Annotated in this window: 22 protein-coding genes; 13 read left to right on the forward strand and 9 right to left on the reverse strand. The window is 73.0% G+C overall.

Annotated features, from left to right (window positions below):
* Positions 1 to 163: 163 nt before the first annotated feature.
* Complete coding sequence (locus ACWDXC_RS08600) at positions 164 to 1,954, forward strand: discoidin domain-containing protein (RefSeq protein ID WP_449979584.1); 1,791 nt, start codon at positions 164 to 166, stop codon at positions 1,952 to 1,954.
* Between the two features lies 1 nt (position 1,955).
* On the opposite strand, the gene ACWDXC_RS08605 is transcribed toward ACWDXC_RS08600, so the two are convergent.
* Positions 1,956 to 2,861, reverse strand: coding sequence for an RNA polymerase sigma-70 factor (locus ACWDXC_RS08605; protein WP_449979587.1), 906 nt, complete (start codon positions 2,859 to 2,861; stop codon positions 1,956 to 1,958).
* Positions 2,862 to 3,078: 217 nt separating this feature from the next.
* On the opposite strand from ACWDXC_RS08605, the gene ACWDXC_RS08610 reads away from it, so the two are divergent.
* Positions 3,079 to 4,428, forward strand: coding sequence for an FAD-binding oxidoreductase (locus ACWDXC_RS08610; protein ID WP_449979589.1), 1,350 nt, complete (start codon positions 3,079 to 3,081; stop codon positions 4,426 to 4,428).
* Positions 4,429 to 4,449: 21 nt separating this feature from the next.
* On the opposite strand, the gene ACWDXC_RS08615 is transcribed toward ACWDXC_RS08610, so the two are convergent.
* Entirely contained in the window at positions 4,450 to 5,373 is a 924-nt protein-coding gene (locus ACWDXC_RS08615; protein ID WP_449979592.1) for an RNA polymerase sigma factor, read from the reverse strand.
* A 74-nt stretch (positions 5,374 to 5,447) separates the two neighbouring features.
* On the opposite strand from ACWDXC_RS08615, the gene ACWDXC_RS08620 reads away from it, so the two are divergent.
* Positions 5,448 to 6,080, forward strand: a complete 633-nt coding sequence (locus ACWDXC_RS08620; protein ID WP_449979595.1) for a TetR/AcrR family transcriptional regulator — start codon at positions 5,448 to 5,450, stop codon at positions 6,078 to 6,080.
* 64 nt (positions 6,081 to 6,144) lie between these two features.
* The gene (locus ACWDXC_RS08625) at positions 6,145 to 7,155 is read left to right on the forward strand and encodes a BtrH N-terminal domain-containing protein (RefSeq protein WP_449979598.1); all 1,011 of its coding nucleotides are present in this window, start codon (positions 6,145 to 6,147) and stop codon (positions 7,153 to 7,155) included.
* On the opposite strand, the gene ACWDXC_RS08630 is transcribed toward ACWDXC_RS08625, so the two are convergent.
* The gene (locus ACWDXC_RS08630) at positions 7,124 to 8,077 is read right to left on the reverse strand and encodes an endo alpha-1,4 polygalactosaminidase (RefSeq protein ID WP_449979601.1); all 954 of its coding nucleotides are present in this window, start codon (positions 8,075 to 8,077) and stop codon (positions 7,124 to 7,126) included. The two genes, ACWDXC_RS08625 and ACWDXC_RS08630, sit on opposite strands and share 32 nt — an antisense overlap.
* Before the next feature lie 81 nt (positions 8,078 to 8,158).
* Positions 8,159 to 9,052, reverse strand: a complete 894-nt coding sequence (locus ACWDXC_RS08635) for an LLM class flavin-dependent oxidoreductase (RefSeq protein ID WP_449979603.1) — start codon at positions 9,050 to 9,052, stop codon at positions 8,159 to 8,161.
* A 281-nt stretch (positions 9,053 to 9,333) separates the two neighbouring features.
* Here ACWDXC_RS08635 and ACWDXC_RS08640 point away from each other — a divergent pair, with 281 nt between their 5' ends.
* The 6 genes from ACWDXC_RS08640 (at position 9,334) to egtD (ending at position 15,314) form a co-directional block, all read left to right on the forward strand.
* Entirely contained in the window at positions 9,334 to 10,479 is a 1,146-nt protein-coding gene (locus tag ACWDXC_RS08640; protein ID WP_449979605.1) for an amidase domain-containing protein, read from the forward strand.
* 108 nt (positions 10,480 to 10,587) lie between these two features.
* On the forward strand, positions 10,588 to 10,998 hold the full coding sequence (locus ACWDXC_RS08645) for a hypothetical protein (protein WP_449979608.1): 411 nt from the start codon (positions 10,588 to 10,590) through the stop codon (positions 10,996 to 10,998).
* A gap of 94 nt (positions 10,999 to 11,092) precedes the next feature.
* Positions 11,093 to 12,274, forward strand: coding sequence for an ergothioneine biosynthesis glutamate--cysteine ligase EgtA (gene egtA, locus ACWDXC_RS08650; protein WP_449979611.1), 1,182 nt, complete (start codon positions 11,093 to 11,095; stop codon positions 12,272 to 12,274).
* Positions 12,271 to 13,578: an ergothioneine biosynthesis protein EgtB gene (gene egtB / locus ACWDXC_RS08655; RefSeq protein WP_449979613.1), complete on the forward strand. Its 1,308-nt coding sequence runs from the start codon at positions 12,271 to 12,273 to the stop codon at positions 13,576 to 13,578. The genes egtA and egtB overlap by 4 nt, the downstream gene beginning before the upstream one ends.
* On the forward strand, positions 13,579 to 14,334 hold the full coding sequence (gene egtC / locus ACWDXC_RS08660) for an ergothioneine biosynthesis protein EgtC (protein ID WP_449979615.1): 756 nt from the start codon (positions 13,579 to 13,581) through the stop codon (positions 14,332 to 14,334).
* Positions 14,319 to 15,314: an L-histidine N(alpha)-methyltransferase gene (gene egtD, locus ACWDXC_RS08665; protein WP_375074556.1), complete on the forward strand. Its 996-nt coding sequence runs from the start codon at positions 14,319 to 14,321 to the stop codon at positions 15,312 to 15,314. Before egtC ends, egtD begins: the two co-directional genes overlap by 16 nt.
* Before the next feature lie 223 nt (positions 15,315 to 15,537).
* Here the strand turns inward: egtD and ACWDXC_RS08670 are convergent, their stop codons facing one another.
* The 3 genes from ACWDXC_RS08670 to ACWDXC_RS08680 form a co-directional block, all read right to left on the reverse strand.
* Positions 15,538 to 16,155, reverse strand: a complete 618-nt coding sequence (locus tag ACWDXC_RS08670) for a TetR/AcrR family transcriptional regulator (RefSeq protein ID WP_449979619.1) — start codon at positions 16,153 to 16,155, stop codon at positions 15,538 to 15,540.
* Positions 16,156 to 16,157: 2 nt separating this feature from the next.
* Positions 16,158 to 16,679 (reverse strand): DUF6653 family protein, encoded by a 522-nt coding sequence (locus tag ACWDXC_RS08675; RefSeq protein ID WP_449979621.1) that lies wholly within the window; start codon positions 16,677 to 16,679, stop codon positions 16,158 to 16,160.
* Positions 16,680 to 16,773: 94 nt separating this feature from the next.
* Positions 16,774 to 17,751 carry a hypothetical protein gene (locus ACWDXC_RS08680; RefSeq protein ID WP_449979624.1) on the reverse strand — a complete coding sequence of 326 codons (978 nt, stop codon included), beginning with the start codon at positions 17,749 to 17,751 and terminating at the stop codon, positions 16,774 to 16,776.
* Between the two features lie 480 nt (positions 17,752 to 18,231).
* Between ACWDXC_RS08680 and ACWDXC_RS08685 the strand changes: the two genes are divergently transcribed.
* Positions 18,232 to 19,068 carry an SDR family oxidoreductase gene (locus ACWDXC_RS08685; RefSeq protein ID WP_449979627.1) on the forward strand — a complete coding sequence of 279 codons (837 nt, stop codon included), beginning with the start codon at positions 18,232 to 18,234 and terminating at the stop codon, positions 19,066 to 19,068.
* 25 nt (positions 19,069 to 19,093) lie between these two features.
* Here ACWDXC_RS08685 and ACWDXC_RS08690 read toward each other — a convergent pair whose 3' ends face one another.
* The gene (locus ACWDXC_RS08690) at positions 19,094 to 20,260 is read right to left on the reverse strand and encodes an MFS transporter (protein WP_449979630.1); all 1,167 of its coding nucleotides are present in this window, start codon (positions 20,258 to 20,260) and stop codon (positions 19,094 to 19,096) included.
* Positions 20,261 to 20,360: 100 nt separating this feature from the next.
* On the opposite strand from ACWDXC_RS08690, the gene ACWDXC_RS08695 reads away from it, so the two are divergent.
* Positions 20,361 to 20,942, forward strand: a complete 582-nt coding sequence (locus tag ACWDXC_RS08695; RefSeq protein WP_449979632.1) for a TetR/AcrR family transcriptional regulator — start codon at positions 20,361 to 20,363, stop codon at positions 20,940 to 20,942.
* On the opposite strand, the gene ACWDXC_RS08700 is transcribed toward ACWDXC_RS08695, so the two are convergent.
* On the reverse strand, positions 20,943 to 23,942 hold the full coding sequence (locus ACWDXC_RS08700; protein ID WP_449979635.1) for an alpha-mannosidase: 3,000 nt from the start codon (positions 23,940 to 23,942) through the stop codon (positions 20,943 to 20,945). It abuts the gene before it with no gap.
* Positions 23,943 to 24,264: 322 nt separating this feature from the next.
* On the opposite strand from ACWDXC_RS08700, the gene ACWDXC_RS08705 reads away from it, so the two are divergent.
* Positions 24,265 to 25,869, forward strand: a complete 1,605-nt coding sequence (locus tag ACWDXC_RS08705; RefSeq protein WP_449979638.1) for an ABC-F family ATP-binding cassette domain-containing protein — start codon at positions 24,265 to 24,267, stop codon at positions 25,867 to 25,869.
* The last annotated feature ends 58 nt before the right edge of the window (positions 25,870 to 25,927 follow it).

A 25,927-nucleotide genomic window follows, 5' to 3' on the forward strand; every position in this document is an offset into this window, starting at 1 on the left:
GTTCGAGCCCAGGTCGTCCGCTATTTATCTCGGAGTCCATAAATAGTCATCGTTCTTCCTCTTGCGGTGATGATCTCGATATCGGATGATCCAGGTGGCGGCGGCTGAGCCGGGCCGAGATATCGTGCAGACCATTTTTAGTGACCGCGCGGAAGGACCCCCCATGCGCAGACTGATCCCCCCGATGGTGGCCGCCCTGGCCCTCGCGGCGTTGACGGCGCCGGCGCCCGCGGCGGCCGACCCCGGCGCCAGGCCCGCCGCGTACCGGCTCGACTGTGACGGTCAGGCTCCCGGCAGCTCGTGCACGGTCGTGGCGAGCGGCAAGAGCCGTCCGAACCACGTGCAGGAGTTCGTCGCCACCGTCAGGACCGGCGAGCAGGTGTGGGCCCGCGACACCATCTACACGCGCGAGGGCCAGGCACGCACCCGGCCGTTCCCGAGGCCGTCCGGGAACGTGACCGTCGACGTCTCGGTCACCTCCATGCCGGAGAAGAAGGCCGGCACGCCACTGCGCCTGATGGCCTGGAACCTCTTCGTCGGCGGCACGATCAACCGCCAGGAGACGACCGGCGACAACCTCAAGCAGATGATCGAATACCTCAACGAGGTCAACCCGGACATCCTGTTCGTGGTCGAGGGGTACGGCTCGGGCCAGAAGATCCTGGAGGGCCTGAACGCCGGCCGGGCCGAGGACGACCGGTTCTCCGCGGCGCAGCTCACGCACCCCGAGGACTACAGCGTCAACGGCGACAACCTGTGGATCTACACGAAGCTGGACATTCAGAAGGTCTACCCGCGTTACGCCGACGAGGAGATCTCCTCCTTCAACCTGGGCGGCGCCCGCCTCGGCCTGCCCAACGGGCAGCACGTGCACGCGTTCAGCGTGTGGACCTGGCACGACGGCTACGCCTTCGGCGACACCCACGACGCGGCCGTGCAGAACACCCACGGCCTGCCCCGCACCAAGACGACCGAGCAGATCCTCGACGCCGACCGGCTGCGCCGCGTCGCCATGGGCAAGTCCATCCTGGAGAAGGCGATCCCGTCGTTCGTCGGCGACGACGACGCCCCCGTGCTCATGGGCGGCGACCTCAACGCCCAGTCGTACCTGGACTGGACCGACCAGTTCGCCGACGCGCCCGGCCACGGCGGCGTCGTGCTCCCGTGGCCGTACACGAAGATGTACACCGAGGCGGGCTTCGTCGACACCTTCCGCCACGCCAACCCCGACGCCGGCCTGTACCCGGGCCGCACCTGGAGCCCGCTGAGCGGCTTCGGCGCCGTGCCCGCCCGCATCGACTACGTCTTCGCCAAGGGCGAGGACGTGCGCATCCTCGGCTCCCGCTCCGACGTGCGGCGGCTCCCGCGCCACCGCGACAGCTGGCTCGACCGGCCGTACCCGTTCTACTCCGACCACGGCGCGGTGATCACCGACGTGGTGATCCGGGGCAAGGGCACCGGCCCCGACCGGCCGATCGTCAGCGAGGAGCCGGGCAAGGGCCGCGAGATCTGGCCCGCCCCGCCGGCCGGCACCCGCATCCCGCCGTCCGAGCTCAGCGCGACGGCGAGCACGTTCAAGCCCGGCGCCGGCGACCCGGTCCGCGCGGTCGACGGCAACCTGACCACGGACTTCCACTCCTACTATCCCGGCCCGCCGCCGCAGCCCCACCACATCACCGTGGACCTGGGCAGGGTGCGCGAGCTGTCGGCGGTCCGCTTCCAGCCGAAGCTGCGCGTCAACATGAACGGCACCGTGCTGGAGGGCATGGTCCAGGTGAGCGACGACGGCGAGACGTTCCGCGACGTCAAGCGCGTCGAGTGGCCCAGGATGACCGCGCCCAACGACGTCGACCTGACCGGCGTCTCCGCCCGCTACATCCGGCTGCGCGCCGACTACGGCATGGGCGGCGCCACCGCTCTCGCCGAGATCATCCCGTACGAGGTCGCGCGCTGACTCACCGGCTCACCGGGTTCTCCTGCTTCATGTGCGCCAGCTTCGCGGGGTTGCGCACCGCGTAGAGCCCGGTGATCAGGCCGTCGTCGATGCGCACCGCCATGACGGTCTCCAGGCGGCCGTCGACCCGGATGATCAGCGCGGGGTGGCCGTTGACCTGCGCGAGGTCCAGCGTGGCCGTCGCGGGGATGCGGTCCAGCAGGCCGGACACCGCCTCGGCTCCCACGACGGGCGTCAGGGAGGCCCGGACGACGCCGCCCCCGTCGGTCAGGAGGACGACGTCGGGGGAGAGGATGTCGAGCAGCCCCTGCAGGTCGCCTGTCCGGGCCGCGCGCCGGAACGCCTCCAGCGCGCCCCGCACCTCGGCGGGCGAGGCGTCGCCGCGCGGCCGGCGGGCGGCCACGTGGGAGCGGGCCCGGTGGGCGATCTGCCGCACGGCGGCCGGGCTCTTGCCGACGGCCTCGGCGATCTCGTCGTAGCCCACGTCGAACACCTCGCGCAGCACGAACACCGCCCGCTCGGTCGGCGTGAGCGTCTCCAGCACCAGCAGCATCGCCATCGACACGCTGTCGGCCAGCTCCACGTCCTCGGCCACGTCGGGCGCCGTCAGCAGCGGCTCCGGCAGCCACGGCCCGACGTACGACTCGCGGCGGCGGCCCAGCGTGCGCAGCCGCTTCAGCGCCTGCCGGGTGGCGATCCGCACCAGGTAGGCGCGCTGGTCGCGGACCGTGTCAAGATCGACGCCCGCCCAGCGCAGCCAGCTCTCCTGCAGCACGTCCTCGGCGTCGGCGGCCGAGCCCAGCATCTCGTACGCGACCGTGAACAGCAGGTTGCGGTGGGCGACGAACGCCTCGGTGGCGGGATCCGCGCCGGTGCGGCCGGTCGGTTGCTCATTGCGTTCGCTCATCACTGTCCCTGCCCGTTCGTGTGCGGTGCTGCGTCCATACGATCCCGGCCACCACGCCCCTGTGACACCTCCCCGCTGTGACACAGGTCACGTCCGCCGGGCTGTCACAACGCTCAGCCCGCCGGGATCTCTTGCTCGTCACCACCTGGACCGGCGAGTGAGCACCCCGGGGAACGCCGCCCTGGCCCGCCGGCCCTCACCGGACGAAAGGATCATCATGAACGCAGCGCTCGACACCCTCCGCCGCGACTTCGGCGGCGCCGTCATCGAACCCGGAGCGCCTGAATACGCCGCGGCCAGCCGGTCGGTCCTGGTCACGGGCAGCCCCGCCTACGTGTTGCGCCCCGAGAGCACCGGTGACGTGCGGGCCGGTGTCGCGTTCGCCGCCGCCTCCGGGCTCGTGCTGTCGGTGCGGGGCGGCGGCCACGCCTTCGCGGGCTTCGGCACCAACGACGGCGGCGTCGTGCTCGACCTGAGCGGGCTCGACGCCGTCGAGGTCGTCGACAAGGACCGCCACCTGGTCCGCATCGGCGGCGGCGCCACCTGGGGCCAGGTCGTGGACGCGCTCGCCCCGCACGGGCTGGCGATCTCCTCCGGCGACACCAGGAGCGTCGGCGTCGGCGGGCTGACGCTGGCGGGCGGCATCGGCTGGAAGGTCAGGAAGCGCGGCCTCGCGCTGGACAACCTGGTCGCCGCCGAGGTGGTCACCGCCGACGGGCAGGTGGTGCGGGCCGGCGCCGAGGAGCACCCGGAGCTGTTCTGGGCGATCCGGGGCGGCGGCGGCAACTTCGGCGTCGTGACCGCTTTCGAGTTCGCCGCCCACCCGACGACGGAGGTCTTCTACGGCAGGATCGCCTTTCCTCCGGCGGAGGCGGCCGCCGTCCTCCAGGGGTGGGCCGGCCACCTGCGCACCGCCCCCGAGGAGCTGACCTCCATCGTGGAGCTCGCCAGCCCGCTCGCGGGCGGCCCGGACGCGCCGGTCGAGGTCCGCGTCGCCGTCGACGGCGACGACCCGGCCCTCGCCGCGCGGGCCCTCGACCCGATCCGGGCGCTCGGCACCGTCATCGCCGACGACGTCACGCTCAGGCCGTACGCCGACACGCTGGTGGAGGGGCTCACCCCGCCGCCGGGCATCCGGCTGGTCACCCGCAACGGGTTCGCCGGCGGGGCGTTGCTGTCCGAGGTGCTGCGCGTCCTCGCCGGCGCCGCGGCCAGGCCGGGATCGCCGTTCATCGCCGTGCGCGCCGTCGGCGGAGCGGTGGCCCGCGTGCCGGCGGACGCCACCGCCTACGCCCACCGGCAGGCGGAGGTGATGGTGGTGACCACCGTCGCGGGCCCGCAGCCGGTCGTCGAGGCCGCGCTGCCCGGCCTGGACGCGCTCTGGGACGAGCTCGGGCCGCACATCGGCGGCGCCTACGCCGCCTTCCTGGCCTCCGCTGCCGAGGAGGACGTGGCCGCGATCTACCCGGACCGGACGTACGGGCGGCTGGCGGCGGTCAAGCGGCGCTACGACCCCGGCAACCTGTTCTCCCGCAACCACAACGTGCGGCCCGATCAGACGAGGTAGTGGCCACAACGTGCGGCCCGATCAGACGAGGTAGTCGCGCAGCGCCGTGGCGCGGCCCGGGTGGCGCAGCTTGCTCATCGTCCTGGCCTCGATCTGCCGGATGCGCTCCCGGGTGACGCCGTAGACCTTGCCGATCTCGTCCAGGGTCTTCGGCTCGCCGTCGGCCAGGCCGAAGCGCAGCGCGATCACGCCGGCCTCCCGCTCGGTGAGGCCGTCCAGGATCTGCCTGAGCTGGTCGCGCAGCAGGTCGAGGCCGACGGCGTCGGTGGGGTCGAGCGCCCCGGCGTCCTCGATGAGGTCGCCGAGCTCGGTGTCGCCCTCCTCGCCGAGCGGCGTGCTCAGCGAGACGGGCTCGCGGGCGTAGCCGCGGATCTCCTCGACCCGCTCCGCCGTCAGCTCGACCTGCTCGGCGATCTCCTCGTCGGACGGCTCCCTGCCGAGCGACTGGAACAGCTCGCGCCGGGCCCGCGCGACCTTGTTGATCAGCTCGGTCATGTGGACGGGGATGCGGATCGTCCGCGACTGGTCGGCCAGCGCCCGGCCGACGGCCTGCTTGATCCACCAGGTGGCGTAGGTGGAGAACTTCAGCCCGAGCCGGTGGTCGAACTTCTCCACCGCCCGCATCAGCCCCAGGTTGCCCTCCTGGATCAGGTCCAGGAAGGGCAGGCCGCGCCCGGTCTGGCGCTTGGCGATGGACACGACCAGGCGCAGGTTGGCCTCGATCATCCGGTCCTTGGCCAGGCGGCCGTCGGCGGCGATCCACTCCAGGTCGGCGCGGTCCTGCGGGGACAGCGCGTCGCCGTCGCGGTCGAGGCGCTCCTGGGCGAACAGCCCGGCCTCGATGCGCTCGCCGAGCGCGACCTCCTGCTGGGCGTCGAGCAGCCGGACCCTGCCGATGTGCTTGAGGTAGTCCTTGACCTGATCGGTGGTGGCGGCTGCTGTCATACGGGCCTCCTGGAAGTAAACTTGCGACGGTGGTAAGATTACGTCGAAGGCATTCCATCGTCAAGAGGAAATTTATGTCCGACGTAAAAATCTTCGGCCTGCGGGAGCAGAAGAAGCAGGAGACCCGCCAGGAGATCTCCGACCAGGCCACCCGCCTCTTCATCGAGCGGGGCTTCGAGGAGACGACGATCGCCGAGATCGCCGACGCGGCGCGGGTGGCCAAGAAGACCGTCACCAACTACTTCCCGCGCAAGGAGGACATGGCCTTCGACCACCACGAACGGTTCGTGGCCGCGCTGGCCGAGATCGTGGCGGGCCGGGAGCCGGGCGAGTCCGCGCTCGCCGCGCTCCGGCGGGTCTTCCTCGACGCCGCTGCCCGGCACGACCCGATGCTCGGGTTCACCCACGGCGGGTTCGGGCGGATGATCGTGGAGTCGCCGACGCTGGTGGCGCGGCTGCGCGAGCTGATGGAGCAGCGGGAGGAGGCCCTGGCCCGCGCGCTCGCCGAGGAGACGGGCGACACCGGCCCGGTGCCCCGGCTGGTGGCGGCGGCCATCGCGAGCCCGTACCGGGTGCTGCTCGGCCAGATCATGGAGCTCACGCTCGACGGGCTGGACAACGCGCGCATCGCCGAGATCGTGACCGAGTCCGCGCGCGAGGTGTTCGACCTGATGGAGCCGTCGTTCGGCCACTACGCGGTGCGCTGATGCCCGGCTGGACTCTCCCCCCGGGGGAGACCCCATGCTGCCGGTTGTGAAGGAGAACCCACCTATGACCGTCGTCGCAGGGGTCGAGGCCCGCGGCATGCAGCACTGCGAGACCACGGCGCTCGGGGTGCTGCTGCGCCACCAGGGGATCGACCTGTCCGAGCCGATGCTGTTCGGGCTCGGCTCGGGCCTGTCCTTCGTCTACTGGGACGCCAGGAACATGCCGTTCCCGTTCCTCGGCGGGCGCATCAGGCCCTTCGAGCTCACCCGGAACCTGGCCGCCAGGCTCGGCCTGACCCTGGAGGTCAAGGAGACGGCCTCACCCCGCCGAGCCTGGGCGAACGTGTCCGCGCCGATCGACGCCGGGCAGCCGGTCGGCCTCCAGCTCGACAGCTACCACCTGGACTATTTCCGGACGAAGGTGCACTTCGGCGGCCACGTCGTCGCCATGTACGGCTACGACGAGCGGCAGGCCCACCTGATCGACACCGCCCAGCAGGGCGGCGCCGTCCGCACCGGCCTGGAATCGCTGGCGGCGGCGCGCGCCGCACGCGGCCCGATGACCGCCAGGCACCGGTCCTTCACCATCACCGCCCCGGCGGGCGCGCCCTCCTGGCGGGACGGGATCGTCCCCGCGATCCGGGCCTGCGCGGACGCCTTCCTCGCCGCCCCCATCGCCAACCTCGGCCACCGGGGCATCGAGAAGGCCGCCCGCCAGGTGCCGGGCTGGCTGCGCCGCACCGCCGAGCCCGGGCGCGACCTGCCGCATGCCGCCCTGCTCATGGAGAAGGCCGGCACCGGCGGGGCCCTGTTCCGCGCCCTCTACCGCGACTTCCTCGCCGAGGCCGCCGCGTCCGTCGGCGACGACCGCCTGCGGACCGGCCACCGGCTCTACGCCGAGGCCGCCACCCTGTGGACCGAGGTCGCCGCGCGCATCGCCGAGGCCGGGGAGCAGCGCGACGCGGCCCGCCTCGAACAGGCCGGCGCCCTCCTCCTCGACCTCTCCCGCATCGAGCGCGACGCCATGCTCTCGCTGCGCGAGGTCACCGGCAGGGCTGGTACGGCCGGTCCTTGAGCGACAGGTCGGCCGCCTTCTTGATCGAGTTGAACGAGGCGGCCACGGCCTTGCGGCAGAACGACGCCGGCGACAGCCCGTACTCCACGTGGAAGACCGGCTTGCCCGCCTTGACGAACGGCTTCAGCTCGCCGCACTCGTCGTAGGAGAAGCACGACTCGTTGACCGCGAAGTCGAAGTACGGCTCCAGCTCGGCGGCCTGGCTGAGGTTGTTCTTCAGCGCCGCAGCCAGGCCGTGCTTGTGCGCGATGGCGGCCAGCGCGCGGTTGTAGGTGAGCTGCGTGGTGGCGCTGATGTTCCAGCCGGTGACCGCGCGGCCCTCCTCGTGGGCGTTGACGACGTCGAACTCCACGCCGTCGAACCCGGCCTGCGCGCACTTGGCGACCCGGGCCTCCATCATCTTGAGCAGGAAGTCGCGCTGGCCCCTGTCGTTGTTGATGTTGGCCCAGCGCTCGTCCGGGAAGTCCTCGCTGAACGGCTTGCCCAGCAGGGAGCCGCCGTTGCGCTTGTGCCAGTCGGCGAACTGCTTGTAGTCGGGCCGGTAGTCCTCGATCGATCCGGCGTCGACGTAGCAGACGGCCTTGGCACCGCGAGCGTGGATGGCCTTGACGGCGGCGGTGTTGACGGTGGAGTTGTCGCCCGCCACGTCGCCGTCCACGTACAGGTCGATGTCGAAGACCGTCGGCCGCACGCAGGCGCCGCCGCTCTGCGGCTTGACGCAGATGTCGACGTCGATGCCGCCGGTGGCCTTGTGGCGGGGGTTGCCTTCGAGCTGATACTGCCAGCGGCTCTCCAGCGGCGGACGCCAGATCCCCGCGTCAGCGGAGGCGGCGGCGGCCGGCGGGGCGAAGGCCGCGACGCTCGCCGTCGCGAGCACGGCGGACGTGGTCAAGCGCGTCAGGAGCGCTCGGGTGCTGACCAAGCTCGTCACCTCTTTCGTGAGACCGACCAAGATCATACGGGTCCACGGGCAGAGGAAACGCGGTCATGCCGGACAACGGGGTCAGGCGAGGGCGGCCTTCACGAGCGGGACGACCTCCTCGGCGAAGCGCCGGACCTGCTCCACGCTCTGCCGCTCCGGCCAGAACACGAAGGCGGTGAACGGCTGCTCCGTGGCGAGCCTGACCAGCTCGGCGGCCCAGCCCTTCGCCCCGGCGCGCAACGGGTCGGCGCCGGTCGTCAGCTTCGGGCCGCCGCCCCCGCCCGCCTCGACGGTGCCGACGAGCTGGGCCATGCGCATGATCGACGCGGGGTCGCGGCCGGCCTCCCCGGCGGCCCTGTCGACGATCCGGTTGCACTCGGGCCACCGCTCGTACGGCAGGTAGGAGGGGATCGGCGCCGCCCAGCCGTCACCGACGCGGCCGGTGAGCGCGAGGCTGCGCGGCGCCTGCGCGCCGATCCACACGCCGACCGGCGGCGTGCCCGCCGCGCCGCCTTCGACCCCGTCCACCCGGTAGTGGTCACCGGCGAAGGCGACGCGCTGCCCGGGCGTCCACAGCCCGCGCATGATCGTGACCGCTTCCTCGAGCGCCGCCAGCGCCTCGCCGGGCGAGCGCCTGGGCACGCCCATCGTGGTGATGGCGTCCCAGTAGCCGCCGCTGCCGAGGCCCAGCTCGAACCGGCCGCCGGACAGCACGTTCAGCGTCGCCGACGTCCGGGCCAGCATGGCGGGCGGGCGCAGCGGCAGGTTGGCCACGTCGGGGAACACGCGCAGGCGCGTCGTGCGGGTCAGCAGGTGCCCGGCGAGCGCGACCGCGTCCAGGAACTGCCCCACGTACGGATGGTCCTGGACGCCGACGAGGTCGAGCCCGCTCCGCTCGGCGGCGTCGGTCACCTGGTGGGTGAGAGAGACGTCATAGGTGGGGGTCAGCGAGACCCCGAAGACATGTTCGCTCATGGTCATCGCACCGTACACCGGCGTCCCGGGGCGGCTCATCCGCTGAAAAGCTCAATGCGCGCCGGGGCCCCGCCCCGGGCCGCCGGGGGCGGGAATTAGGCCCCCGAAGAAACTCTGCATATCGGAATTCGGTGAAGCGATTAACCTGACTGAACGCTTGACTCGCCATTATGCGGAGTGTTCCATTGTCGGTGCGAGATGTGATCTTCCTCGTGTTCCCCGAAATCGAACCAGGCGCTCTCCCGATCGGGGGAATGCCGCACGTCGACAGAAAGGCACACATGCGCATCACATTATTACGCAGCGTCAAGGCTTTCGTCGCCGCCTCGGCGACGGCGCTCACCATGGCGGCGGCGCCCGCCGGCGCCTCCTCCGCCGAGGAGCCGCAGTTCGCGGAGATCGCCCGCCAATATCTGCAGGACCGCGCGACGCGGCTGGTCAGCGACGCCCCCGCCCGCACCCTCACGTCGGTGCCCTCGACCGGCGCGCTCGCCGACCGGCTGACGCGGGAGGCCGCCGCGATCGACGAGCGCAGGCGGCTCCTGCGCGAGGCCAACGGCGGGCACAAGCAGGCGGACGTCCAGGTCGCCGAGGTCGCCACCACGCGGGAGGGCGAGACCGTCGAGCTGCGGGTGGCCGAGCGCACCAAGCTGTACTTCGCCCGCCCCCTCGCCGGCGCCCCCGCGTTCGAGGAGTACGCGCTGAACCACCGGTTCGTGTTCGAGCGGCAGGGCGCCCAGTGGGTGATGCGCGACGCCCGGCCCGAGCTGGCGGCGGGCGAGCTCGCCCCCGACACCCAGCCGCAGGCGGCACGCGCGCCGAAGACCTCCCCGAAGACCGCCGCGCCCGCCGGCCGTGAGCCGTCGTCCGTCGACCGGCCCCGCAAGGGCGCCGCCGTGGCCCCGGACAAGCTCGCCCGGTCCACCGAGGCGGCCCTGGCCTGGGACTACACGGCCATGCTGAACTACGCCAACACCTACTGGGACAACTACAACCCTGACTACCGCACCTACGGCGGGGTCGGCGGCGACTGCACCAACTTCATCTCCCAGATCGTCACCGCCGGAGGCTGGACCGAGGTCGGCTCCTGGCCCGACAGCCGCTCCGACAACGCCAACTGGTTCTACGGCGACTACACCTGGACCACCAGCTACACCTGGCCGGCCGCCGAGAACTGGTACTGGTTCGCCCAGCACGAGTCGGCCAGGACCACGTACCTGGGCAACGTCTGGGACATGCTGACCACGGACGTCCTCCAGGTCGACTTCGACCGTGACGACAACATCAGCCACTCGCTGTTCGTGACCGACCGGTCGAGCGACGGCGAGCTCTATCTGACCTATCACTCCAACAACACGCACAACAAACCGCTGAGCAGCTTCCTGGCCGCCAACCCCGACGCCTGGTACTACGCGCACCGCACCTGATCGCCGCTCCCGGGACCCATTTCCAGAATTATGCTCGCCCCGGAGAAGAATCTCCTGAACATGGAAGAATATCGCCGAGCAATGCCGGAATCAGGAGGTGGGTCCCGAATGGCATCCCGTCGTGGCGCCATTGTCGTGCTGGCGATTCTGGCCGCCGGATGCGCGGCGGGCGCCGGGCACGGCGCGTCCTCGCCGAGGGCCGCGGTCGACGCGTACATCGCCGGGCTCAACGCCGCCGACTCCGCGGCGCTGGCGCGGCTGGCGCCGCCGGGCAACGACGCGCGCGGCGACATCGCCCGGCGGCTCGCCGCGCACGGCGGCCAGGAGATCCGTCTCACGTCGGCCGACCTTGCCGACGACATCAGCCCCGACGTCGTCAACGCCCGCCTGGCGGGGCGCGGCGCCCGCGGGGCGTACCGGGAGCGGCTGACGGTCACCCGATGCGAGGAGTCCTGGTGCGTCGTGCTGGGACAGGCCCCGTCGAGCCGCCCCACATCCGACACATCGCGATATTCCTGACATTTCCTGACTGCTGGGTGAAAGGAACCCCGGCAGCGGGAAGGGAGCATCCCAGAGCGACCCGTGCCACCTGCAGTGATGGAAGGGAGTGCCGATGCTCGACGAGAACGCCGTCCACGAACACGTCCGCGGCATCTGCTTCAAGACCGGCCCGCCCGGACTGGTCGGAGTCGAGGCCGAATGGCTGATCCACGACCTCGGCGCGGCCGGGACCCGCGTCCCGCTGCGCCGCCTGGCGGCCGCCGTCGAGGCGGCCCACCCGCTGCCCGAAGGCAGCCTCGTCACCTACGAACCCGGGGGCCAGCTCGAACTGAGCACCCCCGCCAGGCCCGGCCCCGCCGCCGCGCACCACGCGCTCGCCGCCGACCTGCGCCACCTCGACCGTCACCTGGCCGACGCGGGGCTGACCCGCGACGGCTGCGCCCTGGACCCGCGTCCCGCCGCCCGGCGGCAGCTCACCGACCAGCGCTACGTCGCCATGGAGTCGTACTTCGACAGCTTCGGACCGGCCGGGCGCGCCATGATGTGCTCCACCGCCTCCCTCCAGGTGTGCCTGGACATCGGCCACGACGAGGAGCAGGCGCGGGCGCGCTGGCGGCTGCTGCACCGGCTGGGCCCCGTGCTGCTGGCCGCGTTCGCCAACTCCCCGCTGTGGCGAGGACGGCTGACGGGCTGGCGCTCCACCCGGCAGGCCATCTGGCAGGCGCTCGACCCCTCGCGGGTCACCCCGGTCGCCTCCGGCGGCGGCGACCCGTGGACCGCGTGGGCCCGCTACGCGCTCGACGGCCGCGTCATGGCCGTCCGCAGGAACGACGGCCCCTGGAAGGTGAACCCCGGGCTGCGCTTCCGCGACTGGCTGCGCGACGGGCTCGACGGCAGCCCCACCCTGGACGACCTGACCTTCCACCTGAGCACGCTGTTCCCGCCGATCCGGCCGCGCGGCTGGCTGGAGCTGCGGATGATCGACGCGCTCCCGGAGCCGTGGTGGCCGGTGCCCGTCGCCGTCGCCGCCACGCTGGCCGACGACCCCGTGGCCGCCGACCGGTGCGCCGAGGCCGTGGAGCCGCTCCCGCCCGGCCGGTGGACCCAGGCGGCCCGCCAGGGGCTGGCCGACCGGGCGCTCGCCGCCGCGGCGCTCGGCTCCTTCACCGCCGCCCGCGACGCGCTGCGGCACGTCCAGCCCGCGCTGGCGTCGCTGGTCGACCGCTACATCGAACGGTACGTCGAACCCGGCCGGTGCCCGGCCGACGATCTCATCAGCGAGGTGCGCACGTGACCGAGGAAGACCGGATCAAGGAACGCGTCGCCGTCGAACTGACGTCGGCCCGGCGGCGCAGCCTGGGGCTGACCGTGGACGTCCTGGAGTCGCCGGAGCTGGTGGCCCAGCACTCCCCGCTGATGTCGCCGCTGGTGTGGGACCTCGCCCACATCGGCAACTACGAGGAGCAGTGGCTGGTGCGCGCCGCCGCCGCCGACGACCCGCTGCGGCCCGACCTCGACCACCTGTACGACGCGTTCGAGCACCCGCGCGCCGACCGGGTGACGCTGCCGCTGCTGCCCCCGGCCGAGGCCAGGACCTACCTCGACGAGGTGCGCTCGCGCGTGCTCGGCTCGCTCGAACGCGTCCGTCTGACCCCCGACAGCCCGCTGCTGACCGGCGGATTCGCGTACGGGATGGTCATCCAGCACGAGCACCAGCACGACGAGACCATGCTCGCCACCCACCAGCTCCGCCAGGGCGCCCCCGTGCTGGAGGTCCCCGGCCAGGCCGCCCCCTTCCTCGCCCCCGAGGCGCCGGAGGTGCTCGTGCCCGGCGGCCCGTTCGAGATGGGCACCACCGACGACCCCTGGGCCTACGACAACGAACGGCCCGCCCACCAGGTGGACCTGCCCCCGTACTGGATCGACGCCCACCCCGTGACCAACGCCGAATATCTGGCCTTCATCGACGCGGGAGGCTACGAGCAGCCCCGCTGGTGGCACGAGAAGGGCCGGAGCTGGCTCGCCAGGACCGGCAAACGCGCCCCGGCGTTCTGGCAGCGGACCGGCGGCCAGTGGGTGCGCCGCCGCTTCGGCCGGATCGAGCCGCTGCCGCCCGACGAGCCGGTCCAGCACGTCTGCTGGTACGAGGCCGACGCCTACGCTCGCTGGGCGGGCAAACGGCTGCCCACCGAGGCCGAATGGGAGAAGGCCGCCCGCCACGACCCCGCCACCGGCGCCTCCCGCCGCTTCCCCTGGGGCGACGGCGAACCCGGCGCCCACCACGCCAACCTGGGGCAGCGGCGGCTCGGCCCGGCCCCGGCCGGCTCCTACCCCGCGGGCGCGTCCGCCCACGGCTGCCGCCAGATGATCGGCGACGTGTGGGAGTGGACGTCCACCGACTTCACCGGCTACCCCGGCTTCCGCGTGTTCCCGTACAAGGAGTACTCCCAGGTGTTCTTCGGCGCCGACTACAAGGTGCTGCGCGGCGGCTCCTGGGCCACCCACCCCACGGTGGCGCGCGGCACGTTCCGCAACTGGGACTACCCGATCCGCAGGCAGATCTTCTGCGGGTTCCGCTGCGCGAGGGACGCCGGCTGAATGTGCCGCCACCTCGCCTACCTCGGGCCGCCGATCGGGCTGCACGACCTGCTGTACGCGCCGCCGCACTCCCTGCTCACCCAGTCGTACGCGCCGCGCAGGCAACGCCACGGCCGGGTGAACGCCGACGGGTTCGGCGTGGGCTGGTACCACCCCGGCCGCGACAACCCGGTCCGCTACCGCCGCGCCATGCCGATGTGGGCCGACGCCTCCTTCACCGACGTGGCCCAGGTCGTGTCCTCCACCTGCGTCGTGGCCGCCGTCCGCGACGCCACTCCCGGCTTCCCCGTCGACGAGTCCTGCGCCCAGCCGTTCACCAGCGACGGCTGGCTGTTCAGCCACACCGGCGCCATCACCGGCTACGCCGCCGTGGAGGAACGGCTGTGGCGCGAGGCCGGACGCCAGGCGCCCGACGCCCGCGCGCCGGTCGACTCCGCGCCCCTGTTCGGCCTGGCCGTCCGGCTGTGGCGGCAGGGGCGGCCGCTCGACGACGCACTCGCCGCCGTCACCGCCTACGCCCGCGGCCTCGCGCCCGGCCGCTACAACCTGCTCGCCACGGACGGCGTCCGGCTGGCGGCCACCGCCTGCGGCGACGGCCTCTACCTGCGCCGGACCGGCCAGGCCGTGCTCATCGCGTCCGAACCGTACGACGACGGCCCCGGCTGGACGGAGATCCCCGACGGATCGCTCGTCACCGCCGGCAGCGCCGGAGTCGCCGTCCGACCACTTCAGGAGACCTCATGCCTCAACCTGTGATCGAACGCCACCTGACCGCCCGCGACCTCGTCGAGTCGCTGCGCCGCGACGTCCGCGACGGGCTCACCGGGCCCGTCAGGAGCGTGCCGCCCAAATGGGGGTACGACGAGCGCGGCAGCGAGCTGTTCGAGCAGATCACCCGGCTGGGCGAGTACCACCTCACCCGCGCCGAGCGCTCCATCCTGACCGCCAGGGCCGCCGAGCTGGCCGCGCTCACCGGCGCCGACACCCTGATCGAGCTCGGCGCCGGATCAGGGGAGAAGACCCGGCTGCTCCTCGACGCGCTCGGCGACGCCGGGCACCTGCGCAGCTACGTCCCGGTCGACGTCAGCGGCGACTTCCTCGCCGACGCCGCCCGCCGGATCGGCGCCGACTACCCCGGCCTCTCGGTCCGGGCCATCGTCGCCGACTTCGAGGGCGACCTGGGCGTCCTGCCCGACGAGGGCCGGCGGCTCGTCGCCTTCCTCGGCTCGACCGCCGGCAACATGTCGCCCGTCGAACGGCTGTCCTTCTACTCCCGCCTGCGCACCGCCATGCGCCCCGGCGACGCCCTGCTGCTCGGCCTGGACCTGGTGATGGACCCCGACCGGCTGGACGCCGCCTACGACGACGCCCTCGGCCTCAGCGCCGAGTTCAACCGCAACCTGCTGCACGTCATCAACCGGGAGCTGGACGCCGACTTCGTCCCCGACCTGTACGAGCACGTCTCCCTGTGGGACCCGGACGCCGAGTGCGTCCGCAGGCGGCTGCGCGCCAGCACCGACCAGCAGGTCCTCATCCGCGACCTCGACCTGGAGGTGCGCTTCGCCGCCGGGGAGGAGATCGACACCGAGATCTCGGACAAGTTCCGGCGCGGCGAGGTGCGCGAGGAGCTGCGCCTGGCCGGGTTCGACCCGGTCCGCTGGTGGACCGACCTGCCCGGCGACTTCGCCCTCTGCCTCGCCGTCCCCTCCCCGGAGGCCGCGCGTCCGGCGGGATGAGGGCAGGTCAGCTCACGGCCGGGGCGGGCGGCGGTGAGTCGGGCGCGCAGGACCGCCTTGACGCCGGGCCAGTCCTCGGCGGCCTCCGCCAGGCCGGCCACGTGCCGCGTGCCGAGCGGCTCCAGCCGTACGAGGTCACCGGCCAGCACGGGGACGTCGAGCCGCATGGGGTCTCCCTTGCCGGGGCAGGGGCGGAGGTCATGCCGTCGCCGCCGGGACGCCGTCAATCGGCGGGACGCGGGGTGAGGCCCGCGGTGACCAGGTCGATGAGCAGGTCGAGGACCCTGGCCTGGAGATCGGGGTCGCCGAGCCGGTCGGCGAACATCGGCACCAGCAGCACGCACTGGAGCACCCCGATGACCACGGCCGGGTCGGCGGCGACGAGCTCGCCGTCCGCCTGCCTGGCCGTGACGTACGCGCCCAGCGCGGTCGCCGGGTTGTCGGCGATGGCGGAGACGCGGGCGGGGTCCAGCTTGCGGGCGACCGCCTGCATCTCCTCGGGGTGGGTCATCAGGCGGCGCCACAGCGGGTTGGCCGACAGCTCGGCCAGGGTCGCGCGGAGGAAGCGGCGCAGGCCCTCGCGGGTGTCGCGGGCGCCGAGCAGGCCGTCGTCGATGACGCGGCGCTTCACCTCGCCGGTCTGGCGCAGCATCAGCTCCAGGTAGAGCGCTTCCTTGGAGTCGAAGAACACGTAGAAGCTGCTCTTGGCCACGCCGGTGGGGGCCATCAGCTCCTCCAGCGAGGTCTTGCGCAGGCCCTGGCTGGTGAACAGGCGCTGCCCGGTCTCCAGCAGCACGGCGGTGATGCGGGCCTTTTCCTCGGCGGAGAACGCGGGCGGCATCGTCAACCTTCCTTCGTCTGAACGTTCGGGACATATGGTTTCACGGAGGCGCGGCGCAGGCCCTCCTCGTAGATGGCGACGAACCGGTCGATCTGCCACAGCTGCGAGACGAAGATCAGCGCCAGGCCGAACACCGACGGCCACGCCTCGATCCTGACGAGGCCGTACACCATGATCCCCAGCCCCACGGCGGCCAGCGCGATCAGCCAGCGGATCGCCGGGCGGTGCGCCTCGGCGGCCAGCGAGTGGTCGGCGGCGTACATCTTCTCGCCGTAGATGCCCTTCTCCGCCCAGCGGCGCGGCTCGTGGATCGGCCTGAAGGCGTGCGGGTTGATCCACATCCAGATCACCCCGGCGGCGATCGGGGCCAGGGCCCACCAGCCGAGCTGCTCGCGGAAGTAGATCGGGGCCAGGATCGGCAGGACCCCGGCCATGCGGGTCCACACGCTCCAGGCGTTCGCGTGCCTCTTCCAGGACTCCTCGTCGAGACCGAACGTCGCGGCGGCGGCCTGAGTCAGCTTCATGACTGCTCCCTTGGGTTGCGTTGCATCCATAAAACCAAATTCGTCAAACGTTTTCAAGGGGTGGTGCGGAAGGTGACGTCTGCCTGCGTGGGTGCTACCAGGCGGCGTCCGGCGACACGCCGCCGCGCGGGAGGTCGCCGCGGTCGATGCGGACCGAGCTGGTCGTGCCGTCGCGCAGGTCCAGCCGGTGCATCCGCCAGGCGTGCGTGAAGAGCAGGTGGCGGCCGGTGCCGTCGACGTCGAACCGCATGGCGAGCGAGGCGCCCTTGGGCGGCTCCGGCTTGGCGAGCAGCGCCGGGATCCCGCCGTCGGCGGGGATGCGCTCGACCGCGTAGCCGACGGCGTAGACCAGCGCGTCGCCGTCGGGGGTGTACGCCACCGACGTCATGGGCGGCACGCCCGACGCCGGTCTGAGAATCCGGGTGGCGGCGAACAGATCTGTTGCCGGGCTGGTCAGGTCCAGGACGCCGAGCCCCTGGGGCGACGACACGACGGCGAGGCTGCGCCCGTCCGGCGCCCACGACAGGCCGGTCACCAAGGCGTCGCCGGCGTGCCAGTCGCGCCGCCTGCCCGTGGTGACCTCCACGACCGACACGACGCTCCCGCCGGGCACCAGGTCGGCGAACGCGAACCGGCTCCCATCGTGGCTCAGCGCCAGCACCGGCACGACCCCGGGCACGCGCGCCCCGGTGTCCGGCACCAGCTCGGGCGCGCCGGGCCGGCCGTCGTCGCCGAGCCGGACCCGGAAGAAGCGGGTGCCCGCCGGGCTGGTGCCGGAGAACAGGAACGTCCGGTTGTCGGGCGCCGCGGCCCCCAGCTTCCACGACGACTCGACCCCCGGCGGGAGCGGCACCGCCGCGATGAACCTGCCGGTGCCGGCGTCGTGGACGGACGGGGGCACCGGCGTGATGACCGCCTCCTTGGACCCCTCCGGGAAGCGGGCGGCCGGCAGGTTGGCGGCGACGAAGAAGCGCGGCGGCCCCGTCACCGGCAGCGCCTCACCGGTCGCCGCCGCCTCGGTCAGCGACGACACGAGGGCCGGCTTGCCCGGCGGCGTCATCGGGGACGACATCGGCGGCGACCCCGAGGGCCGTACCGGGGTCGAGCCGGAGGGTCGTACCGGGGTCGAGCCGGAGGGTCGTACCGGAGGCGCTTCGGAAGGGGGTGCCGCGAAGTGCGGCGTGCTCGAGGGGCCCGTGGGTCCGGTCGGGGGAGTGGGCGGCGCGCTGGGGAGCCCGGCCCCCTCCTGTGCGGCCCCGCCCTGTGTGGCCTCGTCCTGCGCGGCGGCGGGCAGGAGGGCGACGCGCCCGGAGCCGGGCTGCTCTCCGCACCCGCCCAGGCACGCCAGCACGAGTAACCCCGACATGGCGACCGCCGCGCGCGAAAGCATGTGTCGATCATCAGCCGCTCCCGCATGGCCGTCAAATCCCTGGAAGGCGGGAACTGCAACAAGACGAGACGGTCCGTCTTGACGACGGCTCCGGCGGCCCGTACAGTCATCACATCGAAGCGAGACGAACCGTCTCGTCACTGACCGATCGGAGTCCCGTACATGCGCACCTGGTTCATCACCGGAGCCAGCCGCGGCCTCGGCCGCGCATTCGCCCTCGCCGCCCTGGAGCGCGGCGACCGGGTGGCCGCCGCCGCCCGCACCATCACCCGGCAGGACTTCGACGACCGCTTCGGCGACCGGGTGCTCGCCCTGCCGCTGGACGTGACCGACCGCGACGCCGTGTTCGCCGCCGTGGACACCGCCGCCGCGCACTTCGGCGGGCTCGACATCGTGGTCAACAACGCCGGGATCATGTCCTCGGGCATGGTCGAGGAGTTCACCGAGGCCGAGGCGCGGGCCCAGCTCGACGTCAACCTCTTCGGGGCGATGTGGGTCTGCCAGGCGGTCATGCCGCACCTGCGCGCCCAGGGGTCCGGCCACATCGTGCAGGTCTCCAGCATCGCCGCCCTGGGCGGCTTCCCCAGCACCGGCCTCTACAGCGCGAGCAAGTTCGCGCTGGAGGGCATGAGCGAGGCGCTGGCGATGGAGGCGGCGGCCTTCGGGGTCAAGGTCAGCATCGTCCAGCCAGGCGGCTACTGGACCGACCTCTACACCAGCATGACAGCGACCGCGCCGAAGCCGGAGTACGGCCCGCTCCGCGCCGAGCTGGAGAAGCAGTGGGCCGAGGGCTCGATCGACAGCGAGCCGAGGCTGGCCGCCGAGGCGCTGCTCAAGCTCGTCGACAGCGACGACCCGCCGCTGCGGCTGCTGCTCGGCAGCATGGTGTACGACCTGGCCTTCGACATCTCGCGGCGGCGGATGGACACCTGGAGCGCCTGGGAGCAGGTCAGCCGCGCCGCCGAGCACGCCGTGCCCGCGCCCGGTGGCGACTCCTGACCCGGCCGCGCCCCCTGGGAGCGCCTCAGGCCCGTGCCTCGCCCGGCCGGGCGCGCCACATCGTCGCCCCCGCGCCCAGGACGAGGGCGGCGGCGAGCCAGAGGACGCCCTGGAGCGGCAGCGCGTCGACGATCGTGCCGCCCGCCAGCGCGCCGAGCCCGATCGCGAGGTTGAACACCGCCACCCACAGGGCGGTGGCTTCCTCCACCGCCTCGGGCGCCGCCTTGATCATCCACGTCTGGAGGCTGGTGGAGACGCCGCCGTAGGACAGGCCCCAGGCGAGGAGCAGCGCCACCCCGCCCACAGCGCCGCCCCCGGCCACCGGGTAGAGCAGCACGGTCGTCCCCAGGGCGGCGGCGATGACGAGGATCGTCCGGCGCGGTCGCCCGGCCACGGCGGCCCCGGCGACGAAGTTGCCCGCGACGCCGGCCACGCCGAAGGCGAACAGCAGCGGCCCGACGAACCGCGCCTCGATGCCCGACAGGTCCCGCAGCACCGGGGTGACGAACGTGTAGGCGGCGAAGTGCCCGGTCACGATCAGGAAGGTGGCCAGGATGCCGGCGCGTACGCCCGGGTCGCGGAACTGGCCGGTCAGCCGCCGGAGCCCGACGGGACGCGCGGCGGCGAGCGGCGGCAGCACGGCCAGCAGGGCGACGAGCACGACCAGCGCGAGCGCGCTCAGCGCGCCGAAGGCGATCCGCCAGTTCGCCAGCCCGCCGATCACGGTGCCGATGGGGACGCCGAAGACGTTGGCGGCCGCGACGCCGCCGAAGATGACGGCCGTGGCCCGGGGCACGAGCGGCGCGGGCACGAGCCGTACGGCCAGGCCGCCGGCGACGGCCCAGAACCCGCCGATCGCCACGCCGACCAGCACCCGGGAGGCGATCAGGAGCGGATAGCCGGGGGCCAGCGCGGAGGCCAGGTTGGCCGCCGTCATGAGCCCCATCAGGGCGACCAGCAGGAGCCTGCGGTCCATCCGGCCGACGAGCAGCGGCACCACCGGGGCCGCGACGGCGGCGACGACGCTCGGCACCGTGACCATCAGGCCCGCCGCGCCCTCGGACACCGCCAGCGCCGATCCGACGGGGGCGAGCAGCCCGATCGGCAGTTGTTCGGCCGTCACCAGCAGGAACGTGCCGAGGGACACCGCGGACACCGCGGTCCAGCTCCTCGCCGTGCGCGTCACGGTCATGTCGGGTCTTCCTCTCCTCATTTGGGAGCGATCGCTCCCATATGACCGCAGACCCTAATACGGGAGCGATCGCTCCACAACACGGGGTAGGATGACGGCCATGGCGCGACCCAGGGAGTTCGACGAGCAAGAGGTGATCGCCAAGGCGACGGACCTGTTCTGGCGTCGCGGCTACAACGCCACGTCGGTCCGCGACCTCGGCGCCGAGCTCGACCTCAAGCAGAGCAGCCTCTACCGCACCTTCACCGACAAGCGCGCGCTGTTCCTGCGCACGCTCGACCACTACCGGGCCACCGAGTCCACGCAGGCCGAGGAGCGGCTCAACGCGCCCGGCGCGAGCGTCGAGGTCCTGCGCGACTGGCTCCACTGGATGGTCGGCCACGACGCCGGCCGGGGCTGCTTCGTCGTCAACACGGCCGCCGAGCTCGGCACCGCCGACCCCGGCGTGCGGCAGAAGACCGAGGCCGCCTTCGACGTCACCCGCGAGACCCTGGCGTCCCTGCTGCGGCGCGGCGTCCACGACGGCGACCTGCCCGCCGCGCTGGACGTCGAGGCCGCCGTGGAGCTGCTGTTCACCACCGTGCTCGGGCTGCGCCTGCGCGAACGCGCCGGGCACGACCCCCGGCGTCTCGCCACGGCCATCGACTACGCCATCAGGACGATCTCCGCCGCCGACCGCTGATCAGCGGCGGGTCAGGCGCAGCGTGACCAGCTCGAACGGGCGCAGCGTCAGCGCGACAGTCCCGTCCTCGTGCGGCAGCTCGCGCAGCGGCCGCTCCAGCAGGTCCGTCGCCGTCACCGTGCCGACCGGGAACCCGGCCCTGAGCGTCGTCGCCGCCCGGCCGCCGCGCGACTCGTGGAAGCGGACGACCACGTCGCCGCTGCCGTCGTCGGCCAGCTTCACCGCGGTGACCACCACGGCGTCGTCGCCGACCGTGACGAGCGGCGCCACCGGGACGTCGCCGGGCAGCTCGCGCTCGGGCAGCGTGAGGAAGTAGCCCTCGCGCACCGCGTCGCCGATCGCCGCGCCCGGCACCAGCGCGTGGACGAAGGCGTGCGCCCCCTGGTCGGTCTCGGGGTCGGGGAAGCGCGGCGCGCGCAGCAGCGACACCCGCACCGTCGTGGTCGTGCCGCCGTCGTCGCGCACCGCCCGGGTCACGTCGTGCCCGTACGTGGACGCGGTCACCACCGCAGCTCCCCAGCCGGGCTCCTCCACGTGGACGAACCGGTGGTTGCACGCCTCGAACCTGGCCGCCTCCCAGCTCGTGTTCGTGTGCGTGGGGCGCTGGACGTGGCCGAACTGGGTCTCGGCGGCGTAGCGGTCGGCGCGCACGTCGAGCGGGAAGGCCATCTTGAGGAACTTCTCCGTCTCGTGCCAGTCCACCTCCGTCCGCACCTCGATCCGGCCCGCGGCCAGCGAGTATGTCTGGGTGACGGAGGAGGAGCCGAAGGAGCGGGTGACGCGGACCGCCCGGCCGTCGGCCGTGAGATCGTCCACGGAGGTCAGGTCGGTGACGGTGTTGCGGTAGAACTCGTCCACGTCCCACGCGTCCCACCTGTTGGGCAGGTCCTGGTGGAGCTGGAGCAGGGCGGCGGCGTCGCCGGGCGGCAGGCTCTCGCGGCGGGCGCGGTGGTCGTAGGCGGAGACGATCAGGCCGCGCCCGTCGATCTCGGCCCGGACCAGCCCGTCGTCGAGCACGTACCCGCCGCCGTCGCGCGGGCGCACGGTCACGGCCGGCGCGGGCTCGGCCGGGGCCGCGCCGCCCGCCGGCACGCCGCGCCGGGCGTGCGGGGCCGCGTTGAACACCAGCCGCCCGCCCGCCGGGGCGTCGCCCGCCAGCGTCCGCTGCGCCGCCAGCACGATCCCCTCCAGCTCGCGCGCCAGCCTCGCGTACGTGTCGCGCGCCTCGCGGTGCACCCAGGCGATGGACGAGCCGGGCAGGATGTCGTGGAACTGGTGCAGCAGCACCGTCTTCCACACGCGGTCGAGCTGCTCGTACGGGTACGGCGCCCCGGTGCGGACGGCGGCGGTGGCCGCCCACAGCTCGGCCTCGCGCAGCAGCGCCTCGCACAGCCGGTTGCCCTGCTTGGTCCCGGCCTGGCTGGTCAGCGTGGCGCGGTGCAGCTCCAGGTAGAGCTCGCCCACCCACACGGGCGGGTTCGGGTAGTCGGCCTCGGCCCTGGCGAAGAACGCGGCCGGGGTCTCCCAGGTGACGGTGGGGGAGCCCTCCAGGTCGCGCAGGCGGGCCGCCTTGCCGACCATCTCGCGCGTGGTGCCGCCCCCGCCGTCGCCCCAGCCGGTGGGCGCCAGGGAGTGACGGGCCGCGCCCTTCTCGCGGAAGTTGCGCGCGGCGTGGGCCAGCTCGCCGCCCTTCATCGAGCAGTTGTAGGTGTCGACCGGCGGGAAGTGCGTGAAGATCCGCGTACCGTCGATGCCCTCCCACAGGAACGTGTGGTGCGGGAACCTGTTGACCCGGCTCCACGAGATCTTCTGCGTGAGCAGGCGCCTGGCCCCGGCGGCCTTGATGATCTGGGGGAGCCCGGCGGCGAAGCCGAACGTGTCGGGCAGCCAGGCCTCCTCGTTGTCGATGCCGAACTCGTCGATGAAGAAGCGCTTGCCGTGGACGAACTGCCGGGCCATCGCCTCCGAGCCGGGCATGTTCGTGTCGGACTCCACCCACATGCCGCCCGCCGGGACGAACCGCCCCTCGGCCACGGCCTTGACGACCTGGGCCCACACCTGCGGCCGGTGCTCCTTGATCCAGGCCCACTGCTGGGCCTGCGACATGGCGAAGACGAAGCCGGGCTCGTCGGCCAGCAGCGCGGTCATGTTCGCGGCGGTGCGGGCCACCTTGCGGACGGTCTCGCGCAGCGGCCACAGCCAGGCCGAGTCGATGTGGGCGTGCCCGACGGCGCTGATCCGGTGCGCGGACGGCGCGGCCGGCACGGCGAGCACCCCGGCCAGCTCGGCGCGGGCGGCGGCGGCCGTGGCGTTGACGTCCTGGAGGTCGATCCGGTCCAGGGCACGGCCCACGGCGCGCAGCACGTCCCAGCGGCGGGCGCCGTCCACCGGCAGCTCCGCCATCAGCTCGCCCAGCACCTCCAGGTCGAGGACGAGGTCCCACACGGTCCGGTCGAAGACCGCCAGGTCCATGCGGCCCAGCCGGTACAGCGGCGCGGTCCCGGCGGTGTCCCGGTCGCCGAGCGCGGTGGGCCGGAACAGGGGATGGCCGAGGATGACCGGGTTGGAGGCGGCCTCGACGTGCAGCCGCACGCTCTCGCCGCCCCGCGCGGGCGCGGCGACGCGCACCCACTGGTTGCGCGGGTTGAGCCCCTTGACCGGGCTGCCGTCGGGCAGGTGGACGAGCCCCTCGCACTGGAAGCCGGGCATGTTCTCGTCGAAGCCCAGGTCGAGGACGGCCTCCACGATGCGGCCGCGCCAGGCCGCGGGGACGGTGCCGGTGACGGTGAACCAGCTCGTGCCCCACGGCGCGCCCCAGGCGTCGCCGGCGGCGATCGCGGCGGGGACGGCGGCCAGCCCCTCGGCCACGCTCACGGGCTCGCCGGGCGCGTGCCACACGGCCACGTCCAAAGGCACGGACTCCGGGTACACCGCGGGGCGGATGCGCTCGTCGAGCACCCGCTGGAGCCGGGCTTCGACCAGCGCGCGGTCGTCATGCATGGGGACCTCCTCGGTGGGGTGACGGGGCTCGGCGCGTACGGTCCCCGGCGGGCAGGGCGACCGCATGGGTTAGCATGGCCGTCATGGAGATCGAGGTCGACAGAATCTAGCCACCGAGCTGCCGGTGGCTTCCATCGGCGCAGGGCGGGTGCCCGCGCCGGTGCATGACCGTTTCTCCCGACGCGGGAGCGTGTGTCCGCCCTGTGGGGTGTCGACCCGTTGCGTCCGGGCTCTCCGGCACGCTCGCACCGGTTCCGGTCCCCGATTCGTGCCCGCGAACGCGCGAATCCCCTCCGTAGCTGACGGGAAGAGCACTTCACCCATGTCCAAGTCTGTCATCACCTTCCGCGACCTGTCCTTCGAGTGGCCGGACGGCGCCGTCGCGCTCTCGGGCGTCACCGGCACGTTCGGCGCCGGGCGCACCGGCCTGATCGGCCGCAACGGCGCCGGGAAGTCGACGCTGCTGCGGCTGATCGCCGGCCTGCTGAAGCCGACCTCGGGACACGTCGAGACCGCCGGCGAGGTCGGCTACCTGCCGCAGACGCTCACGCTCCGGCACGACACGACGATCGCCGAGCTGCTCGGCATCGACGAGGTCATCGCCGCGATCAGGGCCGTCGAGTCCGGCGACGTCGACGAGCGCCACTTCGACACGATCGGCGACGACTGGGACATCGAGTCCCGCGCCGACGAGGCCCTGCACCAGATCGGGTTCACCGCCGCGGACCTCGGCCGCCGCGTGGCCGAGGTCTCCGGCGGGGAGGCGATGCTCATCGCCATCACCGGGCTGCGCGTCCGCCGCACCCCGATCACGCTGCTCGACGAGCCCACCAACAACCTCGACCGGCCGACCCGCGCCAAGCTGGCCGGCTTCGTCGACCAGTGGCCGGGCACGCTCGTCGTGGTCAGCCACGACCTCGAACTGCTGGAGCGCATGGACCACACCGCCGAGCTGCACGCCGGCTCCCTCGACACCTTCGGCGGCCCGTACAGCGCCTGGAAGGAGCACCGGGAGCAGGAGCAGGCGGCGGCCGTCCAGGCGGCGCGGTCGGCTCAGCAGGCGCTCAAGGTCGAGAAGCGGCAGCGGATCGAGGCCGAGACGAAGCTGGCGCGCAGGGAGCGCACCGCGAAGAAGACCCAGAAGGACGGCGGCATCCCGCGCATCCTGGCGGGCAACCGCGCCAGCCGGGCGCAGGCGTCGGCCGGGTCGTTGCGCTCGACGCTCGACGACAAGGTGCAGGCCGCGCAGGCGGCGGCCGACGCCGCCGACGCGCGGGTGCGCGACGAGGAGCACATCAGCCTGGTGCTGCCCGATCCCGGCGTGCCGCGCGGGCGGCGGATCGCCGAGCTGCACGACGGGGACCTGACCGTGGTGATCCAGGGGCCGGAGCGGGTGGCGCTCGTCGGGGCCAACGGCAGCGGCAAGTCGACGCTGGTCGAGCAGCTTCTCCGGGGCTCGGAGCCCGTGCCCGGCAGGCCGTACGGGCGGCTGCTGACCGAGCTCGTCGGCTACCTGCCGCAGCGGCTCGACGGGCTCGACGACGAGGCGAGCGCGATGGCGAACGTGGGCGCGGTCGCCCCCGGGGCGGCGCAGGGCACGATCCGCAACCAGCTCGCCCGGCTGCTGCTGCGGGGCGACAGCGCCGACCGCCCGGTGCGCACGCTGTCGGGCGGCGAGCGGTTCCGCGTCGCGCTCGCGCGGCTCCTGCTGGCGGAGCCGCCCGCCCAGCTCCTGATCCTGGACGAGCCGACGAACAACCTCGACCTCGCCAGCGTCGAGCAGCTCGCCGAGGCGCTCGACGCCTATCGGGGCGCGCTGCTCGTCGTCAGCCACGATGTCGCGTTCCTGGAGCGGATCGGCGCCGGGACGATCGTCGAGCTCGACGCGGAGGGCCGCATGCGGCAACGCCGCGACCTGACCGGGTGACGACTCGCTCGGACCGTTCCATATCCCCACTACCTCCTATTTCCTCTGTTTACTGAAA

The sequence above is a fragment of the Nonomuraea sp. NPDC003214 genome, assembly GCF_053590035.1.

Excerpts from the sequence above, each read along its gene's own strand:
- ACWDXC_RS08600 (WP_449979584.1), top strand. The coding sequence starts at position 164 with ATGCGCAGACTGATCCCCCCGATGGTGGCCGCCCTGGCCCTCGCGGCG.
- ACWDXC_RS08605 (WP_449979587.1), bottom strand. The coding sequence starts at position 2,861 with ATGAGCGAACGCAATGAGCAACCGACCGGCCGCACCGGCGCGGATCCC.
- ACWDXC_RS08610 (WP_449979589.1), top strand. The coding sequence starts at position 3,079 with ATGAACGCAGCGCTCGACACCCTCCGCCGCGACTTCGGCGGCGCCGTC.
- ACWDXC_RS08615 (WP_449979592.1), bottom strand. The coding sequence starts at position 5,373 with ATGACAGCAGCCGCCACCACCGATCAGGTCAAGGACTACCTCAAGCAC.
- ACWDXC_RS08620 (WP_449979595.1), top strand. The coding sequence starts at position 5,448 with ATGTCCGACGTAAAAATCTTCGGCCTGCGGGAGCAGAAGAAGCAGGAG.
- ACWDXC_RS08625 (WP_449979598.1), top strand. The coding sequence starts at position 6,145 with ATGACCGTCGTCGCAGGGGTCGAGGCCCGCGGCATGCAGCACTGCGAG.
- ACWDXC_RS08635 (WP_449979603.1), bottom strand. The coding sequence starts at position 9,052 with ATGAGCGAACATGTCTTCGGGGTCTCGCTGACCCCCACCTATGACGTC.
- ACWDXC_RS08640 (WP_449979605.1), top strand. The coding sequence starts at position 9,334 with ATGCGCATCACATTATTACGCAGCGTCAAGGCTTTCGTCGCCGCCTCG.
- ACWDXC_RS08645 (WP_449979608.1), top strand. The coding sequence starts at position 10,588 with ATGGCATCCCGTCGTGGCGCCATTGTCGTGCTGGCGATTCTGGCCGCC.
- egtA (WP_449979611.1), top strand. The coding sequence starts at position 11,093 with ATGCTCGACGAGAACGCCGTCCACGAACACGTCCGCGGCATCTGCTTC.
- egtC (WP_449979615.1), top strand. The coding sequence starts at position 13,579 with ATGTGCCGCCACCTCGCCTACCTCGGGCCGCCGATCGGGCTGCACGAC.
- egtD (WP_375074556.1), top strand. The coding sequence starts at position 14,319 with ATGCCTCAACCTGTGATCGAACGCCACCTGACCGCCCGCGACCTCGTC.
- ACWDXC_RS08670 (WP_449979619.1), bottom strand. The coding sequence starts at position 16,155 with ATGCCGCCCGCGTTCTCCGCCGAGGAAAAGGCCCGCATCACCGCCGTG.
- ACWDXC_RS08675 (WP_449979621.1), bottom strand. The coding sequence starts at position 16,679 with ATGAAGCTGACTCAGGCCGCCGCCGCGACGTTCGGTCTCGACGAGGAG.
- ACWDXC_RS08680 (WP_449979624.1), bottom strand. The coding sequence starts at position 17,751 with ATGTCGTCCCCGATGACGCCGCCGGGCAAGCCGGCCCTCGTGTCGTCG.
- ACWDXC_RS08685 (WP_449979627.1), top strand. The coding sequence starts at position 18,232 with ATGCGCACCTGGTTCATCACCGGAGCCAGCCGCGGCCTCGGCCGCGCA.
- ACWDXC_RS08690 (WP_449979630.1), bottom strand. The coding sequence starts at position 20,260 with ATGACCGTGACGCGCACGGCGAGGAGCTGGACCGCGGTGTCCGCGGTG.
- ACWDXC_RS08695 (WP_449979632.1), top strand. The coding sequence starts at position 20,361 with ATGGCGCGACCCAGGGAGTTCGACGAGCAAGAGGTGATCGCCAAGGCG.
- ACWDXC_RS08700 (WP_449979635.1), bottom strand. The coding sequence starts at position 23,942 with ATGCATGACGACCGCGCGCTGGTCGAAGCCCGGCTCCAGCGGGTGCTC.
- ACWDXC_RS08705 (WP_449979638.1), top strand. The coding sequence starts at position 24,265 with ATGTCCAAGTCTGTCATCACCTTCCGCGACCTGTCCTTCGAGTGGCCG.